18 protein-coding genes are annotated in these 17,395 nt (G+C 65.5%); 8 read left to right on the forward strand and 10 right to left on the reverse strand.

What is annotated here, in order from left to right; translation table 11 throughout:
* Positions 1–41: 41 nt before the first annotated feature.
* The gene (locus PV761_RS14690; protein ID WP_347897801.1) at positions 42–1,274 is read left to right on the forward strand and encodes an amidohydrolase family protein; all 1,233 of its coding nucleotides are present in this window, start codon (positions 42–44) and stop codon (positions 1,272–1,274) included.
* A gap of 242 nt (positions 1,275–1,516) precedes the next feature.
* Here PV761_RS14690 and PV761_RS14695 read toward each other — a convergent pair whose 3' ends face one another.
* Together PV761_RS14695 and PV761_RS14700 are read right to left on the reverse strand one after the other, a co-directional pair.
* Positions 1,517–2,035 carry a hypothetical protein gene (locus PV761_RS14695; RefSeq protein ID WP_347897848.1) on the reverse strand — a complete coding sequence of 173 codons (519 nt, stop codon included), beginning with the start codon at positions 2,033–2,035 and terminating at the stop codon, positions 1,517–1,519.
* A 170-nt stretch (positions 2,036–2,205) separates the two neighbouring features.
* Positions 2,206–3,006 carry an alpha/beta fold hydrolase gene (locus PV761_RS14700; RefSeq protein ID WP_347897803.1) on the reverse strand — a complete coding sequence of 267 codons (801 nt, stop codon included), beginning with the start codon at positions 3,004–3,006 and terminating at the stop codon, positions 2,206–2,208.
* 80 nt (positions 3,007–3,086) lie between these two features.
* Here PV761_RS14700 and PV761_RS14705 point away from each other — a divergent pair, with 80 nt between their 5' ends.
* Positions 3,087–3,590, forward strand: coding sequence for a GNAT family N-acetyltransferase (locus tag PV761_RS14705; RefSeq protein WP_347897805.1), 504 nt, complete (start codon positions 3,087–3,089; stop codon positions 3,588–3,590).
* Positions 3,591–3,659: 69 nt separating this feature from the next.
* Here PV761_RS14705 and PV761_RS14710 read toward each other — a convergent pair whose 3' ends face one another.
* Entirely contained in the window at positions 3,660–4,583 is a 924-nt protein-coding gene (locus PV761_RS14710; protein WP_347897807.1) for an NAD(P)-dependent oxidoreductase, read from the reverse strand.
* Between the two features lie 153 nt (positions 4,584–4,736).
* Positions 4,737–5,765: a substrate-binding domain-containing protein gene (locus PV761_RS14715; protein WP_347897809.1), complete on the reverse strand. Its 1,029-nt coding sequence runs from the start codon at positions 5,763–5,765 to the stop codon at positions 4,737–4,739.
* A 277-nt stretch (positions 5,766–6,042) separates the two neighbouring features.
* Between PV761_RS14715 and PV761_RS14720 the strand changes: the two genes are divergently transcribed.
* The 6 genes from PV761_RS14720 to PV761_RS14745 all read left to right on the forward strand — a co-directional run bounded on the left by PV761_RS14720 (position 6,043) and on the right by PV761_RS14745 (position 12,121).
* Entirely contained in the window at positions 6,043–7,395 is a 1,353-nt protein-coding gene (locus PV761_RS14720) for a Gfo/Idh/MocA family oxidoreductase (RefSeq protein WP_028269772.1), read from the forward strand.
* Positions 7,392–8,657 (forward strand): extracellular solute-binding protein, encoded by a 1,266-nt coding sequence (locus tag PV761_RS14725; RefSeq protein WP_028269771.1) that lies wholly within the window; start codon positions 7,392–7,394, stop codon positions 8,655–8,657. Before PV761_RS14720 ends, PV761_RS14725 begins: the two co-directional genes overlap by 4 nt.
* 26 nt (positions 8,658–8,683) lie before the next feature.
* The gene (locus PV761_RS14730) at positions 8,684–9,631 is read left to right on the forward strand and encodes a sugar ABC transporter permease (RefSeq protein WP_197024899.1); all 948 of its coding nucleotides are present in this window, start codon (positions 8,684–8,686) and stop codon (positions 9,629–9,631) included.
* A gap of 4 nt (positions 9,632–9,635) precedes the next feature.
* Positions 9,636–10,529: a carbohydrate ABC transporter permease gene (locus tag PV761_RS14735; RefSeq protein ID WP_081818815.1), complete on the forward strand. Its 894-nt coding sequence runs from the start codon at positions 9,636–9,638 to the stop codon at positions 10,527–10,529.
* Between the two features lie 2 nt (positions 10,530–10,531).
* Complete coding sequence (locus PV761_RS14740; protein ID WP_347897813.1) at positions 10,532–11,728, forward strand: ABC transporter ATP-binding protein; 1,197 nt, start codon at positions 10,532–10,534, stop codon at positions 11,726–11,728.
* A gap of 81 nt (positions 11,729–11,809) precedes the next feature.
* Positions 11,810–12,121 carry a putative quinol monooxygenase gene (locus PV761_RS14745; protein ID WP_028269769.1) on the forward strand — a complete coding sequence of 104 codons (312 nt, stop codon included), beginning with the start codon at positions 11,810–11,812 and terminating at the stop codon, positions 12,119–12,121.
* A 154-nt stretch (positions 12,122–12,275) separates the two neighbouring features.
* On the opposite strand, the gene PV761_RS14750 is transcribed toward PV761_RS14745, so the two are convergent.
* The 6 genes from PV761_RS14750 to PV761_RS14775 all read right to left on the reverse strand — a co-directional run bounded on the left by PV761_RS14750 (position 12,276) and on the right by PV761_RS14775 (position 17,392).
* A complete protein-coding gene (locus PV761_RS14750; protein WP_347897815.1) occupies positions 12,276–13,589 on the reverse strand; it encodes an FAD-dependent oxidoreductase in 1,314 nt (437 codons plus the stop codon).
* A 33-nt stretch (positions 13,590–13,622) separates the two neighbouring features.
* Complete coding sequence (locus tag PV761_RS14755; RefSeq protein ID WP_347897817.1) at positions 13,623–14,396, reverse strand: SDR family oxidoreductase; 774 nt, start codon at positions 14,394–14,396, stop codon at positions 13,623–13,625.
* Positions 14,393–15,130, reverse strand: a complete 738-nt coding sequence (locus PV761_RS14760) for an SDR family oxidoreductase (protein ID WP_347897819.1) — start codon at positions 15,128–15,130, stop codon at positions 14,393–14,395. Before PV761_RS14760 ends, PV761_RS14755 begins: the two co-directional genes overlap by 4 nt.
* A 66-nt stretch (positions 15,131–15,196) precedes the next feature.
* Complete coding sequence (locus PV761_RS14765) at positions 15,197–16,063, reverse strand: ABC transporter substrate-binding protein (RefSeq protein ID WP_347897821.1); 867 nt, start codon at positions 16,061–16,063, stop codon at positions 15,197–15,199.
* Positions 16,064–16,103: 40 nt separating this feature from the next.
* Complete coding sequence (locus PV761_RS14770) at positions 16,104–16,757, reverse strand: amino acid ABC transporter permease (RefSeq protein ID WP_347897823.1); 654 nt, start codon at positions 16,755–16,757, stop codon at positions 16,104–16,106.
* On the reverse strand, positions 16,757–17,392 hold the full coding sequence (locus PV761_RS14775; RefSeq protein ID WP_347897825.1) for an amino acid ABC transporter permease: 636 nt from the start codon (positions 17,390–17,392) through the stop codon (positions 16,757–16,759). Before PV761_RS14775 ends, PV761_RS14770 begins: the two co-directional genes overlap by 1 nt.
* Between the last annotated feature and the right edge of the window lie 3 nt (positions 17,393–17,395).

A 17,395-nucleotide genomic window follows, 5' to 3' on the forward strand; every position in this document is an offset into this window, starting at 1 on the left:
CTCCCCGCCGTCGTTAACTGCCCAGTCGAAAGGAATGAACCATGCTCATCACCAATGTCCGCCCCTGGGGCGGGGACACCGTAGACCTCGAGGTTCGCGAGGGGAGGATTGCCGCCGTACACACGGCAGGGACCGCCGTCGAGGGTGCCGACGCCGTTGGCGGGACGGTCGACGGACGCGGGCGAATCGCACTGCCCGCGTTTACCGACGTACACGTCCACCTCGATTCGACGCGGATCGGGCTGCCCTTCCGGGAGCACACCGGCTCCCCGGGTGTGTGGAACATGATGTGCAATGACCGTGAAAACTGGCGCGACACCCCCATTCCCTACAAAGATGTCGTGGCGGGAACGCTGGAGCGAATGATTGCCCGGGGCACCACGCGCGTCCGCTCCTACGCGCAGATCGACGTGGACTGCAAGCTTGAGCGGTTCGAGGCGGTGCTGGCTGCGAAGGAGCGCTTCGCCCACGCCGCCGACGTGGAGGTCATGGCTTTTCCCCAGGCCGGGCTGCTGCTCGAGCACGGCACTGTTCCGCTCCTCGAAGAGGCCCTGCGTGCGGGTGCGACAACCATCGGCGGCATTGACCCGTGCCAGCTCGACCGTGACCCCGTGCGCCACCTGGATATCGTGTTCGGCCTGGCGGAGAAGTACGGAGTGGACATCGACATTCACCTGCACGAGCCGGGTCACCTGGGCGTCTTCAGCGCGGAACTCGTCTTCGAACGCATTCGCGCACTGGGTATGGAAGGACGCGTCTCGCTGTCCCATGCCTACGATCTGGCCAACGTCCACCCCGATGTGACGGCCCGGCTGGTGGAGCAGATGGGCGAGTTGGACGTCGCATGGGCGACGGTCGCCCCGGCCACCGGCGGCACGCAGTTCGACCTGGCCCGCCTGACCGAGGCCGGAATACGCATTGGTTTGGGCGAGGACGGCCAGCGGGACTACTGGAGCCCGTACGGCAACTGCGACATGCTCGACCGCGCCTGGCAGCTGGCCTTCACGCACCGGCTCCGCAAGGACCGGCTGATCGAGCACTGTGCTGCGCTCGCCACCATTGGAGGCGCGTCCATCATGGACCGCAGCGTCGAGCGGCTCACCAGTCCGGACCATCGGCCTGGGATGGCTCCGGGGGATCGGGCCGATATCGTCTTGGTCGACGGCGAGACGGTCACCAGCACGGTTATGGACCGCGGCACCGACCGCACCGTCATCCACGACGGCAGGCTCGTCGCCGACGGCCTGGTTGTTCTTCCGAGCTCGGCGGCGTAGTCAGCCGAGTTGCCGGGCTGGCTGGCCGGCTGTCGCCGGCCCCTTTCGGGGACCCCGGTCAGCGTCCCCGCGAGGACAGTGGCGTGGTGAACCGGGCGACGGCGGGCGTTACCCGCCGTCGTCCGGTTTCGTGGTTTTTTGATCAGCAGAATTGTTCTGGGACGAAACAAGGATCCAACTCGACGAAATCATTTCCCAACAAACGCAATTATGCTAATCCACCAATTTACATACTTTGCCGATCAGGCAGCCAGCGGAAGTTCGAAAAGCCGCTCAGCCAGCCGAATTAAATGGCGCGGAACATCCGATTCCTGAACATACTTTGCGTGGCCAAGAAATACCGCTGTGCCGTAAACACAGTCGTCGATATGGACGCCGGCCTCACGGATGAGCACCTCGGCCCTGGGGTTCTGCGGCATGCGGCTTCCCTCGTCATTCAGGAAGACATGCCAGTCTGCGCCCGTCATGGATCCGATGTTTCCCGCAATCAGTTTCTGCAGTGCGGCCATGTCCGTATTCACGGCTTCGATGCGCACCGGCTGGGTGAGGCGGGCCGGGACGATCAGTGCGTTGCAGGGAGTGTTCATGGTCTTGTCCTTGGAACTGAACGGGCTGAAAGGCGCCAATGCGGCGAGTGGCGCGGGCAGCCGACGGGGGCTAGGAGTCTCCCGTTCGGCCGCCCGCAGGATGTTAGCGCTGGTTCTTCCGCGGCTTGATGAACTGGATTTCACTAGTTTCATTTTTGGCTTTTTTATCAGCACGCTTTTCGAGAATAGATTTTCCCGATTTTTTGGCGTCAGCGCTTCTGGGCGATTTTCCCGACATTGGAATCACACCTTTCAATGTGTTGTGCTTACCCAGTACCATACACACTTATATTTTTTATGCCAGTTTCCAAAAAATACCGCTGGCTGCATGGCGCGGCGGCGTTTTACTGCGGTGCTTTTACGGTGACGGTTTTGCCGTGATGAGCCGAGATGAATTGCCGGATCCACTGGATGGTTTCGGGACGGTCCAGGTGAAGGCCGTGGCCGGCGCCGGGAACCCTGACCAGCGTGGAGCGGCGGATGTGCCCGTGCATCCGGACGGCATTCTGCAGCGGAGTCAACGGATCTGCGGTGCCGTGGAGGATGAGCGTTGGTGACTGGACGGACGCCAGCCGGCTCCAGGCATCGTGTTCCCGGCTGGCGCGGAAGTGGCGGGATTTCGCCCAGGCGGACGCCCGCGAATTGAAGAAGACGCGGACGGCGTCGGGGTGGTCCGCCGCCCATGCGGGGTCGAAGAACAACGCCGCCAGCCGGGCGGCATCGCCGCTGACCAGCGCATCCATGGCTTCCCGGGAGGGCTCCGCCCCGGGCAGCTTCCCGCCGCTCGTCGCGGCCAGGACCAGCGCGCGGACACGTTGCGGATGATCAATGGCGAGCCACTGGGCGATCCTGCCACCCATCGAATGGCCGTACACATGGGCGCGTTCGGCGCCGGCGGCAGCCAGGACGGCGGCGGCATCGGCGGCCAGGAACCTGGTGGTGTACCGGTCGGCGTCGCCGTCGCTGCTTCTGCCGATTCCCCGGTGGTCGAAGCGGATGACCCGGAAGTGTTCGGCCAGCGCCTCCGCGGTTGGCCCCCAGCCGTCCATGGCCGTTGCCTGCCCGGCGATCAGCAGCAGCGGCTCCCCGTGGCCCTGCTCGGTCCACGCCAGCGCGGCGCCATCCGGGGCCAAGGCAATGTTCACGGTGACACTGTATCTTTCCGGACGGGCAGGGCGCTGTGGCGGTTTTCATAGTGGCTCGGACCGCCGGTAAATTTGGGGCGATGATCCACATTGACCAGGACGACCCCGCACGGGACGACGTCAGCCAACTCCTAAGCGAGCACCTGGCAGACATGTTCGCCACCTCGCCGGCCGAAAGCGTGCACGCACTCGACCATTCAGTGCTGTCCGCGCCGTCCATCACGTTCTGGACGGCCCGCGAGGACGGCGAACTCCTGGGCTGCGGCGCGCTCAAGGTCCTCGATTCCCCGCCCGGCTCAGCGGAGCACGAATCAGCGAAGCACGGCCCGGCCAGATACGGCGAAATCAAGTCCATGCGCACCACAGCAAGCGCGCGGGGGCGGGGCGTCGCCACCTTGATGCTCCGGCACATCCTGGACGCCGCCAGGTCCCGGGACTTCGAGCGCATCTATCTTGAGACCGGAACCGAGGACTATTTCGCGCCCGCGCGGCGCCTGTACGTCCGCAACGGATTCACTGAGTGCCCTCCCTTTGCCGGTTACTCCCTGGATCCCAACAGCGTTTTTATGGAACTCCGCCTCTAACCGAACGCCAGTCCAAGCTGACGTAGTTGACAAGCTGACGTTGTTGAGGCGGCTGCCCGCACCCCGTGGCTACAGCTGTGCAGCCGATCCGGCCGACTCCTGCGACCGGCGCGCGAGGGTGCCGTGGATGCCCGTGTGGTCGAGGGCGCCGTCACCCTGGGTCACCATCTCGCCGAACAGCCCCGTTACCGTACTGGTCAGCGGCAGTTCCAGGCCTTCTGATGACGCCGCGTCCCGAATGAAGCCCAGGTCTTTGAGCTGGTTCCGGGCGCTGCCGCCGCCGTCGAAATCGTTACTGATCCACCGGTAGCCCTTTTGCCGGAGCACAGCGGAATCGGCTAGCCCGCCCTGAAGCAGCTCCAGCATCACTGAAAGGTCAATGCCTCCCTTGCCGGCAAGCAGCATGGCCTCGGAGACCGCGGTCACGGTGGCGGCGACGACGATTTGATTGCAGGCCTTGGCGAGCGCCCCCGATCCGCTCGGTCCCATGTACCGGACGGTGGTGCCCATGGCGGCGAAGACGGGCTCCACGGAGTGGGCCGTTGCCTGGTCGCCACCCACCATGATGCTGAGTGTTCCGTTCTCCGCGCCGACGGTGCCACCGCTGACCGGCGCATCAAGGACCGTGACCCCGCGATCACGAAGCAGGCGTTCTGCAAAGGCCGCGACGGCGATGGGCGACACGGTGCCATGAACTACGAGGATGGGGCGGGCAATGCCCTTGGCCGACCAGCCTGCCAGCAATCCATCCGGTCCAGGCAACAGCGATTCGACCTGCTCCAGGTCTGGCAGAACGGTAAGAACGACGTCGGCCGCGGCGTCCGCGGGGGACGTGGCACCGCGCGCACCCAGCCCAACCAAGGGTTCGACTTTCGCGGAGGTCCGGTTCCAGACGGTGAGGCCGCCGCCTTGGTGGAGCAGTCGGCGGGCCATGGGGCCGCCCATGGGGCCGAGGCCCAGGAGGGCAAGCGAGGGTCGCGGGGTTTCCGTCATGTTCAAGTCCTTTGGGGTTGGGGGCGGCGGCCGCTGGCGCGGCTGTGCGCGGGGGCCCGGGGAACTGCAGTAGAGCCGGAGTGGAATCAAAGTGGAACCGGTTCACTTTTTGTACCATGGGAGTCGATCGGTGTAAATCGCCGTCCGGGAAACTTACGTGCGTACCCTCGGCCGGGCCACGCTGGACCGTTCGATAAGTTCGGCGTCGACACGGACCACCGTCGGCTTTCCGGAACTTTTCCCGCTCGCCCTGGAGAGAGCCAGCTGCACGGAGTGCCTGGCCAGCAGGTCGATGGGCTGCCGGACAATCGTCAGCGGCGGGGTCATGAGCTCGGTCCACGGTGAATCCTCGAACACGATGACCGAGAGCTCATCGGGAATCGAGACCCCGGCGTGTGCCAGGCGCCGGAGTACGGCCGTTACCTGGGCGGTATTGGCCACCACCAGCGCGGTGGGCGGATCGGCCAGGTTGAGCAGCGCCGTCATGGCATCTCCGCCGGCGGCACCGCGGAAGGCAGCGGAGCGGATGAGCAGGTCGTCCTGCTCCAAGCCGGCGGACTCCAGGGCTTCGCGGTAGCCCGCGATCCGGTCGCGCCCGGTAGTTGATGTCGCCGGGCCGGAGATGATTGCAATGCGGCGGTGTCCGTGCGCAGCCAGCAGGGCCGTGGCGGACCTTGCCGACTCAATGTTGTTGATGGTCACGACGTCCACCGCCGGCAGCGCCGGGATGGAGCGGTCGACGAAGACCACGTCGGTCCCCATGTCCTGGAGCTTCTTCCAGATTTCCAGGTTGTTCCCCGTAGGAGTGGCGATGATGCCGCTGACCCGTCGCTCAATGAGCGTGGAGAGACGCTCCGATTCCAGCTGGTCGTCCTCCTGCGTGGTCATGAGCAGCACCTGGATCCCGCGGGAGTGCGCTTCCTGGACAACCTGGTCCGCCAGGCGGGCGAAGAAGGGATTGGAGACGTCGGCAAGGAGCAGTCCCAGCGTGGTGGGAGGCCCGTGCTTCAGCTCCCTGGCCGCCGTACGGGGGTGGTAGCCAAGGGTTGCCATCACGTCGTTGACACGGTTCCTGGTTGCCTCCGCCACGGGACCGGAGCCCGGATTGAGGACGCGGGAGACGACGGCGACGGACACCCCCGCAGCCGCGGCAACATCGCGTATGGTCGGCTGCTTCTGCACGTGTACTCCTCCATCGGCTACTGCGGCTCCCCGGAACCTCCGGCGGGAACTTTTTCAGACTAGGGTATTGACCTCGTCGAGCAGGTATGACATAAAAGTGGAACCGGTTCCATTATGTTTACTTCGGAGCCGATTGTCTACCGCAGCACCGCCCGGGATTGAGGCAGCACACCCCAGCCACCCGCCTGAGCGTCACTTCACCGCAACGCTGCGGCGGACCCGATGCTTTCCGCCGGCCATCCACACGGGATGGAGCCGCACCCATTGAAAGGTAGTTATGAACCTGCACAAACTTCTGACCGAACGCGAGGCCGAAGGCGCCCCCATCCGCGTGGGGCTGATCGGTGCCGGACGTTTCGGCACGATGTACCTGGCACAGGCCCGCAACATCCCCGGCATCCACGTGGTGGCCATCGCCGACATCAATGCGGAACGCGCCAAGGGCGCACTGAAGCTGGTGGACTGGCCCGAGGAAGCCTTCGTTGAAGACATCGGGACGGCCATCGCCACGAGGGCCACCACCGTGGTGACCGACGCATCCGTCCTCTTCGACGCGGACCTGGACGTCATCGTCGAGGCCACCGGTAACCCGATTGTCGGCATCAACCACGCGCTCCGCGCCATCGAAACCGGCAAGCACATCATCATGGTCACGGTCGAGGCCGATGCCCTCGCCGGCCCGGCGCTGGCCAAGCGGGCCAGGGAGGCCGGCGTCGTCTATTCACTGGCGTACGGCGACCAGCCCGCGCTGATCTGGGAACTCGTCGACTGGGCCCGGACCTCCGGCTTCGACGTCGTCTGCGCCGGCAAGGGCGCCAAGTACCTCTCGCACTACCACCAGATGAACCCGGACAACGTCTGGGAAAACTGGGAGTTCTCGAAGGAGCTGACGGACTCCGGCCAGCTCAACCCCTACATGCACACGTCTTTCCGTGACGGCACCAAGGCCGCCATCGAGATGGCAGCCGTAGCCAATGCGGCGGGCCTGCGTCCGTCCGACGAAGGGCTGACGTTCACACCCGGCGACGTCGAACAGATCGCCACGATCTGCCGTCCCGCGGCCGACGGCGGCGTCCTCAGCAATGCCGGCAGCGTCGACGTGATGTCCAGCGTGACGCGTGAAGGCGACTGGATCCCCCACAACACCCAGGAAGGCGTCTTCGTCGTGGTGAAGGCCACCAACAAGTACGTCTCCGGCTGCTTCCAGGAATACCCCTGGCACCCGGACCCCACCGGCCAGTACGCCGCCCTCTACCGCCCCTACCACTACGTGGGACTGGAGCTCAACGTCTCCATCGCCAACGCGGTGCTCCGCGGTGTGGCCACCGGCGCCCCGGAAGGCTTCCACGCCGACGTCGTCGCCTGCGCCAAGAAGGACCTGCACGCCGGGGAAATCCTCGACGGCGAAGGCGGCTTCACGGTCTGGGGCAAGCTGATCTCGGCCGAAAAGTCCGTCCGGGACCGCGCCCTTCCCGTCGCCATGGCCCACCACGTCAAACTCGTCAACGACGTCCCCGAAGGCGGCATCGTCGGCTGGGACGACGTCGAGATCGACAACTCCCTGGAAGAGGCGCTGAAGCTGCGGCGCGAGACGGAGGCCCTCGCACTCGAAGTGGTGCCGGCGACATGATCGACCGCCGCACTTTCCTGGGAGCCGCCGCGGCGAGCATGGTGCTCGCCGGCTGCGGGGCCACCCCGGGAATCGACCCCAACCGTGCCGCGTCGGCCGGGGGCACCTTGAAGTTTGGCAGCTGGCAGTGGCTCGAACCGGGCCGCGGCGAGGCCATGTGGAAGGCCATCCAGGCCTACCAGAAGGTGAATCCGTCCGCCGTCCTGGCCCAGAGCACCACGCCGTTCCTTTCCTTCGCCGACAAGCTGAACACCGAGCTCGGCGGCAAGGGCGGGCCGGACGTCTTTGTCGTCCAGGACGTCAATTTCTATCCGCTGGCCGACGCCGGCATCCTGGCTCCGCTGAGTTCCGTCATCTCCTCGCACAAGGGCACCCCGTTCAACCACACCAATAAATCCGGCCTGGTCAACGGCGTGCAGTACGGGATCACGTGGGAACGGCTGAACTGGAACTTCTTCTGGAACCGCAAGATCATGGACAAGGCCGGCGTGACCCCGCCGACGAACGTCACTGAACTGATCTCGGCCGCGAGCCAGATCCGTTCCGCAACAGGCCTGGACGGCTTCGGTGTCCGCCACCAGATGACGGAATTCGACTCCTGGTTCATGGACTTCGACGTGTGGACCTACGGACACGGCGGATCCTGGTCGGACGGCTCACGCCCCACCATCGACTCGGCGGAGAACATCGCCGGCGTTAAGGCTTTCGGCGAGATCTACCGCTCGGGTGCCATGCCCATTGGCGATGACGCCTCAACGATGCGCACCAAGTTCCGCGAAGGCCGCCTGGGCATGATGATCGACGTCTCCTCCACGGTGGCCGGCATCCTGCGGTCCTCCAAGGCCCTGACGTCGGCCGACATCGGCTTTGCCGAACGGATTCCGCTGCCCAAGCCTTCGGCCCACCAGGAAATCGTGCTGGCAGTCAACGGGTACGGCAAGAACAAGAACCTCGCCGTCGACTTCGTCGGCTGGGTCGGTTCCGATGAAGGCCAGGCGGCGCTCCGTGCGGCAATGGGCCCATCAACACTGGCCACCGACGTGCCGCTGGCTCCCGACTACGCCGCAGCCAATCCGTGGGCCAAGGCGTTCATCGACCTCGCCTCCGAATCGCGCAGCCCCCTCATCCGGGGCTACGAGGCACAGACCAAGGCCATCATGCGCGAGGTCATGACGCAGGTGGAACGCTACCTCGTGGACGGCGGCGACGCTGCCAAGGCACTCGCCACCGCACAGACACAAGTAACTCAGCTGCTTGGCTGAGAAGACCTAGGCAAAGGATCCGGGCAATGTCGCTCCGAACTTCGATCTCCCCGCCCGCCGTGGCGCAGCCTCCCATCCAGGATGCCCCTTCCCGGCATCACATGTGGCAGAGGATCTCCCCGTACATCTACATCGGCCCGGCCGTCGTGTATCTGATCATTTTCATGATCGTTCCGGTGGTGCAGGGCATCCAGCTCAGCTTCACCAAAACCCCGCTCGTCAAGCCCGACGGCGGAACCGGCGTCGGGCTTGAGAACTACTCCCGCCTGCTCAGCAGCCCGCAGTTCTACAACTCGCTCGGCGCGACCATCCTGTACACGGCAGCGACCGTGATCTTCGCCGTCGCCATCGGCGCCGGATCAGCACTGCTCCTGAACCAGGCCTTCAAGGGACGCACCATTGTCCGGGCCATCATCACCTTCCCCTGGGCCGTCCCCACCGTGGCCACCGCCCTGATCTTCAGCTGGATCTTCAACCGGTCCGACGGCGTCCTGAACGAAGTGGTCGGAGTCCTCGGAGTCGGTCAGCAGGGCTGGCTGGTCGATCCAAAATTCGGGATGGCCGCCGTCGTCCTGACTTCGGTCTGGAAGGTCATGCCCCTGGTCATGCTTGTGGTCCTCGCCTCGCTGCAGTCCATCCCGAGCGAACTCTACGAAGCGACCCGCATGGACGGCGCCGGTGCGCTGGAGACGTTCAAGGCCGTCACCTGGCCGCACATCGCCCCCACCGTCAGGGTGGTCACGCTGCTCATGACGATCTGGTCCATCCGCCGTTTCGAGATCATCTACCTCCTGACCGGCGGCGGCCCCGTGGACACCACCAACACCCTCGTCGTCAACGTCTACCGTCAGGCCTTCAGCAACCAGGAACTGGGCCGCGCGGCAGCCATCGGCGCCCTCGGCCTGGTGCTGTCCCTGCTGGTCACGGTTGTCTACTTCATGATGGAACGGCGCAACGCCGCCAAGGAGGCCTAGCACAATGACCACCCAAGAAGCACCTCCAATCACCCAATCCGCTCCGCACAAGCGCCGGCTGAAGGCACCGGGCAACCGCAGCTTCAGCAAGCCCGCCCGGTACGTCATGCTGGCCGCCCTGGTCCTTTTCTCAGGCTTCCCGCTCTACTGGATGCTGAACACCGCACTCAGCGAGGACTCAGAACTGTACGGCCAGGCCCAGGGCTGGTGGCCGCACTGGGAACGGCTCGCTGACTTCGGCGATCTCATCGGCAGCGTCCCCATCTTCAAGTGGCTCACCAACTCCGTGGTCATCGCGGGCGGGACCACGCTGCTGTCCCTCATCTTCGCAGTGCTGGCCGGCTATGCACTGTCCAGGTTCAAGTTCTACGGCAAGGGCGCCGCGGGGTTCCTGCTGTTCGCCACCCAGATGCTGCCCGAGGCACTCCTTGTGGTCCCCATCTACGCGCTCTTCGCATCGCTGGGCCTCCTCAACGGCATGGGCGGCCTGATCCTCGCCAACGTGGCATTCACGATGCCCGTAAGCGTCTGGATCATCAAGGGAGCCATTGATGCGATTCCGTACGAAATCGAGGAAGCCGCTGCGGTCGACGGATGCCCCCGAGTCACCATTCTGTCGCTGGTTCTTACCCCGCTGATTCTTCCCAGCATCGCCGCTGCCGCCGTCATCAATTTTTTCGACGGGTGGAACGAGTTCCTCCTTGCCAAGACGTTCATCGCCGAACGGGACCTCTGGCCGGCGTCCGTGGGCCTGGCCTCGTTCATCGGCCAGTACCTGACCTCGCTGAACTCCGTCATGGCTGCAGCCCTGCTGTTCACCCTGCCGGCGTTGATCTTCTTCCTCCTTGTCCAGCGTCGAATCGTCTCGGGCCTCACGGCCGGCTCAGTCAAAGGTTGATCATGGCAAAGCTCTCACTACGCAACATCAGCAAGCGCTTCGGGGACACCCAGGTCATCCACGACTTCAGCGCCGAGGTCGACAACGGGGAGTTCCTCGTCCTGCTCGGCGCGTCGGGGTCCGGAAAGTCGACCCTGCTCCGCATCATCGCCGGGCTCACCGACGCCAGCGCGGGCGACGTCATCTTCGACAACCTCCGCGTGAACCGGCAAAGCCCGCGCGAACGCGACATCGCTTTCGTTTTCCAGTCCTACGCGCTCTATCCGCACCTGACGGTCCGCGAAAACATTGCCTTCCCGCTGGCCCTGGACAAGTTCAAGGGCTGGCACCACATCCCGGGCGTCAGCACCATCGCGCGCCGCGTCTTCGGCTCGTCCAAGGACATCGTCAAGCAGGTGGCCAGTGTCTCGTCAATGCTGGAACTGGACGAGTACGCGAACCGCAAGCCCGGTGGCCTCTCCGGCGGCCAGCGCCAGCGCGTAGCCCTGGCACGGGCACTGATCCGCAACCCGTCGATGTTCCTGCTGGACGAACCGCTGTCCAACCTCGACGCCAAGCTCCGTGCGGAACTCCGCGGCGAAATCGTCCGGCTTCACCGCCTGACCGGGAAGACCTTCGTCTATGTCACGCACGACCAGGTGGAGGCCATGACCATGGCCACCCAGATCGTCATTCTCCACAACGGCATCGTGCAGCAGCACGCCACCCCGCAGGAGATCTACGCCCGCCCTGCCAACACATACGTTGCCCGCTTCATCGGCAGCCCGCCCATGAACCTCATGACGGCGGCCGTGACCGACGGGCAGCCGGCACTCGGCGGGCTGCGGTTCCCGGCTCCCGAACAACTCCGGCTCGGCAACGGCACTGTGACTCTGGGCCTGCGCCCGGAACACCTGACGGTCTCCGCCGACGTTGACGTGCCGGGCCTGGCGGGAACGGTCCGGCGAATCGAGGACCTCGGCGCGGACACCCTGATCGGCGTCCAGCCGGACCCGGCTCTGGGGCTGGACATGTGGGAACTCAACCAGGATGACCTCCTCTGGATCCGCCAGACGGGCCAGACCCGCCTGATGGCCGGAGATCCCTGCACGGTCTCCCCCGAGGCACGAATGGCCAGCTACTTCGACAGCGACACTGGATTGAACCTCGTATCAGCCGGCAAGGACTCCGACGCCGGAATGCTGCCGACGCGCGGCTAACCACCCGCACCTCCCGGCCGGTCCTACGCTGGCAGTTCAGACCATGCTTGATCCCCTTTCACACACAAGGAAAAGTCACCGATGACCATCATTGTCACCGCAGAATTCACTCCCGTTGAGGGCGCCTACGACCAGGTGGTCGCCGCCCTCGCCCCTGCCATCGCCGAGGTGCACGAAGAACCCGGCTGCCTGCTCTACGCCATCCACGAATCCCCCACCGGCCAGATCATGATGATCGAAAAATGGGAAACCGTGGAACTGCTCGATGCCCACGGCGCCGGCGATGCCGTCAAGCGGCTCAACGCCTCGCTTGAGGGGCTTCTGGCCAAGCCGGTGGACGTCACCCGGCTGGTGCCGATCCCCGCCGGAACTGCGCAGCAGGGCGCGCTCTAAGTAGTACGCGCTCTGAGTAGTACAAGGCGGCTGGCAGCGGACGACGGCGGGACTTCCCGCCGTCGTCCGCTGCCGTTTTTGGGCTGAGGACCTCAGTCCGTTTCGGGTCCCGAACAGAACGGACAGTTTTCGTCGCATTCAACGTCCGGGCGCATCAGGGCAGTGCCTTCGCCCCGGCGCCGGCCAGGTCCTTGAGCTTCTGGGCCTGCGGGAAGGCGTCAAGGAGCCTGCGGGTGTCAGCCAGTTGCTCCTCCCAGATGGCGCGGACAATGTCGATCCTGTCGTCAGGTTCCTGAAGGGCGGACAGGTAGGCCTGGATTCCGGCGCCGCCGTCGCCCGCTGCCTCGTGCAGTTCGATCATGCGGACGGCGATCTTGGTCTGCACCCCGTAGACCGGAATCTGCGGCCCCCGCGGCGCCGTCATGCCGATCAGGTACAGCTTTTCCAGGCCGGCGGGAATGATGCCGCCGGCATACCGCAGCGGTACTCCGCGCCGGCGCGTGAGGAGGGATTCATCCACGAAGGGCAGGCTGGCGTGGAAGCCGGTGGCCCACAGGATGGTGTCGTAGTCGCGGCTCGTCCCGTCCGTGAAATGAACGGTCCTACCGTCGAACCGCTCGATGCCCGGCACCACACGGATGCGGCCGTGATGGACCCAGTAGAGCAGCAGGTCGTTAACCACCGTGCTGCCCTCCGCCAGGGTGCGGTGCTTGGGTTCCGGCATGCCGGGGTAGTTGTTCCACTCGCCGATGGAGACACGGGCCAGCAGCCTGCTGATCAGGTCCTGTTCGTCGGGCGAGAACTGGGCCAGGAACCCGACCTCCTGGCGCGGCTTGCCGAAGTAGGTCTTGGGCTGGAAGTAGGTGCCTTCGCGGATCACGATGTCGGCTTCCAACCGGTGCTGGGCGACGTCGACGGCGAGGTCGCAGCCGGAGTTTCCGGCGCCGACCACCAGGACGTTCCGGCCTTCCACATCGCCGACGTTGCGGTAGGAGCCCGAGTGGATCTGCTTGCCGGTGAAGGTGCCCGGAAACTGGGGGATCTTTTGGTCCCAGAGGTGACCGTTGGCGACGAGGACACCGTCGTAGTCGATGCGTTCCCCGGTGTCCAGGGTGACGGTCCAGCCGGCCGACCCGGTGGCCCCTGCCGTGTCGACGGGAACGACGGACACCACCGCTGTGTTGAACCGGATCACGTCGTAGTGCCCGTTGGCCCGCGCATAGGACTCCAGGTAGCTGCGGACCTGGTCACGCCGGGGGAAGTGGGGGTACTCGGCGGGCATGGGAAAGTCCTCGAAGTGGGTCATGTCCCGCGAGGTGATGAGGTGGAGGGCATCGTAGTCGGTGTGCCAGTGCCCGCCCACCCTGTCCGTCTTCTCGTAGCAGTCAACCTCGTGGCCCGCTTTGCGGAGCTGCTCGAGGGCGGAGATGCCGGCCGCGCCGGCGCCGATAACGCAGTAGCGTTTCATGGTTCTGGTTCCTTACGTGGATAGGTGGAGCGGCTAGCGGATGATGTCGCCGCCGGAGAGTGTGATGGTTTCGCCGGTCATGAATCCCGCGGTGCCGGATCCGCTGAGGATCCAGGCCCACTCGGCGATCTCGGACGGCTGTGCGACGCGCCCCAGCGGGATGGTTGCCGCGGCGGCTTCCATCCGGCCGGTTGCCGCATTGCCCGGAGTGTCCACCCAGCCGGGGGCGATGGCGTTGACGCGGACCCCCCGCGGGGCCAGTTCCAGGGCGGTGGCTTTGGTGAGCATGATGACGGCCGCTTTGGATGCGCCGTAGATGAGCTGGCCGGGTGAGACGGTGAAGCCGTCCACCGAGGCGAAGTTCACGACGGCGGAACCGTCGCCCAGGTAGGGCAGGGCGGCTGCCGTGACGTTGATGACACCGAGGACATTGATGTCGAAGACGCGGCGGAACAGCTCGGCCGTCGCTGTTTCCAAGGTGGAGGGCGGGTAGATCCCGGCGACGTTGGCCACAGCGTGTATCTGGCCGCCAATGCCGGGCAGGTATTCGGCAAGGGCAGCGTCCACGGCGTCGCGGTCCCTGACATCCGCCGTGATCGGAATGAGCTTGCCGTCGGTATCGGCTGTGTCCACGGCAGCCACGTCCAGGGCGAGGACCGTCCAGCCGCGGTCAAGGAAGGCCTGTGCCGTGCTGCGGCCCATGCCGGATCCTGCACCGGTGACCAGCGCAACGCCTGACGCTGCCTTCTGCGGCTCGCTGAGCTTCGACTCACTGAGCTGCGGCTGCATGTTCTGCGACTGCGTCACTTGATCGTCACCCCGCCGTCAATCAGGAAGTCGGCGCCGGTGGCGAACGAGGAGGCGTCCGATGCCAGGTAGACGACAAGCGGTGAGATTTCTTCAGGCCGTGCGCGCCGGCCCAGGGGCGTGCCGGACGAGGTGCCGCCCGCCGGCTCGTCGTCGTTCATGGGTGTCTCCACTCCCCCGGGGCTGATGGAGTTCACGCGGATGTTGTGCGGTGCGTATTCCAGGGCGGCCGCCCGGGTCAGGGCGAGGACGGCTGCTTTCGAGGCGGAGTAGGCTCCATAGGCTTCTGCTCCGCGGTGCGCAGCCGTGGAGGCGACGTTGATGATGGTTCCGCCGCCGCGGCGGGCCAGTGCCGAGAAGGCGGCTTTCATGCCGAGCAGGACGGAGGTGGTATTGACCCGCTGGAGCAGGTCCCACTCGCTGATCGTCAGCTCGTTCAGCGGGGTGACCCGGATGATCCCGGCGTTGTTGACCAAGGTGTCCAGTCCGCCGTCGTGCTTTTCAATATCAGCTATTGCACTGGCCCACGCTGCCTCGTCCGTGACGTCGAGGTGGAGGTAGCGGACGGACAGGTTCTTGTTGCTCAGCTCGGTGGCAGTCTTTTCGCCGTCCTCGTCTCGGACGTCGGCAATCACGACGCGCATTCCTGCGGCGGCCAGCGCTTCGGCATGTGCCGCGCCTTGGCCCCGGGCTCCTCCGGTGACGAGGGCGACGCGTTCAGTCAGTTCAGGCATGTCAGGTATTCCTCCAGGTTGGGTGTTGTGTGGTTACGGTCCGGGGCCCCGGTGCGGGGCCGGGCTTTAGAGCATCCCGGGTTCGCCGACGTCGGCCGCGCTGGCGTCCATGCCGTATTTCTTGAGCAGCTCAGCGATTGTTCCGTCCTTGCGGAGGTCTTCGATGTTGTCGTTGATGGCTTTGGTGAGTTCGGTGTTGTCAAGCTTGGTTGGCCAGTTCAGCTGTCCGGGGTGCGCCGTGACGGGAATCCGGGCATCCGGCTGGAGCGGCACGATCTGGGCGTCCTTGATCGGGTTGGCCTCGAACCGTGCGGTTGTGGCGCCTACGCTATCGATGACTGCGTCGATGCGGCCGGCGGCCAGGTCGTTGAAGACGGCTTCCGGATCCTGGTAGACGGAGAACTTGTCGCCGAAGACCTGGGTGAACTCGTCGTTCCAGAGGTTTCCTGCCACGGACCCGATCTTCTTGCCGTCGAGTTCCGCAACGGTCTTGTAGCCGGCCACCGAGACGAGTGCCCCCTGATCCAGGTAGACGGGGTTGCTGAGCGCCACAACCTTGGCGCGGGCCTTCGTCCGCCACCAGTCGCTCGCTGCGAGGTCCGCCCGTCCGGCCTGAACGGACGGGATGGCAGCACCGGCGCCGCCCGAGGCCTGGAGGGTTACGGTCAGGCACTCCCGCTTGGCGATCTCGTTGAGAAGCTCGCCTTCAACTCCGGCGATCTGGTTTCCCTCGATCTTCAGGTGCGGCGCGAAATCATAGGCGGCGACGGTCAGCGTGCCGGCAGTGACCGTCTTGAACTCGTGCTTCGGGGTGCAGGAGGGATCCACGGAGGCGCCCGCCGCGGTGCTGCATCCGGACAGGACGAGTGCCAGGCCGGCGACGGCGGCGCTGACAGGGGCGCCGCGGCGGATCCATGCGCTGTTGGTTTTCATGGTGGGGTCCTTTGCTTGGTGTTGGGGTGTGGGTTTGTTTTTAGAGGTGCCGGCTGAGGCGCTGCTCAGCGAGGCGGACGAAAGCCAGGGCAAGGAGGGTGATCGATCCGTAGAGCACCGACGTCAGTGCGAACACGCTGAGGTATTCGAACGTGATGGAACCGAGCGCGTAGGCCTTGGACATCAGTTCCGGGACAGCGATCACGAAGGCGAGGGAGCTCGTCTGGAAGATGGTGACGGCGAGGCTCGCCAGCGGCGGGGTGGAGATGCGGACGGCCTGGGGAAGGATGATGTACCGGAACCCGGACCAGCCGCGCAGGCCGGAGGTGAGGGCCGCTTCGCGCTGGCCGGCGGGGACCGCGGCCAGGCCGGAACGGAAGAGTTCGCTGGCGTAAGCTCCGGTGGTCCAGGACAGGGAGATGACGCCGGTGGCGAAGGCGGACAGTGTCACTCCGCCTTCCGGAAGCCCGAAGTACAGCAGGTAGAGCAGCACAAGGGCCGGGGCGCCGCGGCCAACCTCCACCACAATGAGGGCCGCGGCACGGAGCATCTTGACCGGGCCTTCAAGCATGAGGGCCAGCGCCAGGCCGAGCGGCATTCCGAACAGCAGGCAGAGAGCGGTCAGGGTGAGGCTGACTCCAAGGCCCGGGGTCAGTGCGGAAAGCCAGCTGATCCATTGGTCGACGAAGGTCATCAGGCCACCTCAAGCTTCCGGCGGAGCACCCGGTCCACCCGGCGGGCCACCACTGCCAGCGGGACGCTCATGGCGATGTAAAGGAGTCCGGCGATGCTGAAGGCCAGCAGCCCCTGGTGTGTTGCCCGGGAGGCTAGGCCGGCCTGGTAGGTGATCTCGTGAACGCCGATGGTGGAGGCGAGGGCCGAGTCCTTCAGGAGCGAAATGGCGTAGGCAGCGACGGCCGGGAGGGTTACTTTGAAGGCCTGCGGGGTGATGACGTACCGCGCTTTCGGCAGGAACTTCAGTCCCAGGGCGGTCGCTGCCTCCCACTGTCCCCGGGGAATGCTGAGCAGGCCCGAGCGGTACGTCTCTGCCATGTACGCGGAGGCGATCACGGAAAACCCGACGATGGACGCCGACACAGAGTCGAGCCGCAGGGCGTACTGCGGCAGGCCGAAGTAGATCAGGAACAGCCAGGTGATGGGCGGGATGGCCCGGACAATGTCGATGTAGCCCGTTGCCAGCGCCCGCAGGGGAGACCAGGCCGAGCGGCGGGCAGCGACGAGCGGGAGCCCCAGCAGCGCACCGCTCAGCAGGGAGGCGCCGGTGATGACCACCGTCATGCCGGCTCCGGAGGCTATCTGGGCGAACATGTC

Source organism: Arthrobacter sp. CC3 (genome assembly GCF_039907775.1).
GTDB lineage: Bacteria > Actinomycetota > Actinomycetes > Actinomycetales > Micrococcaceae > Arthrobacter.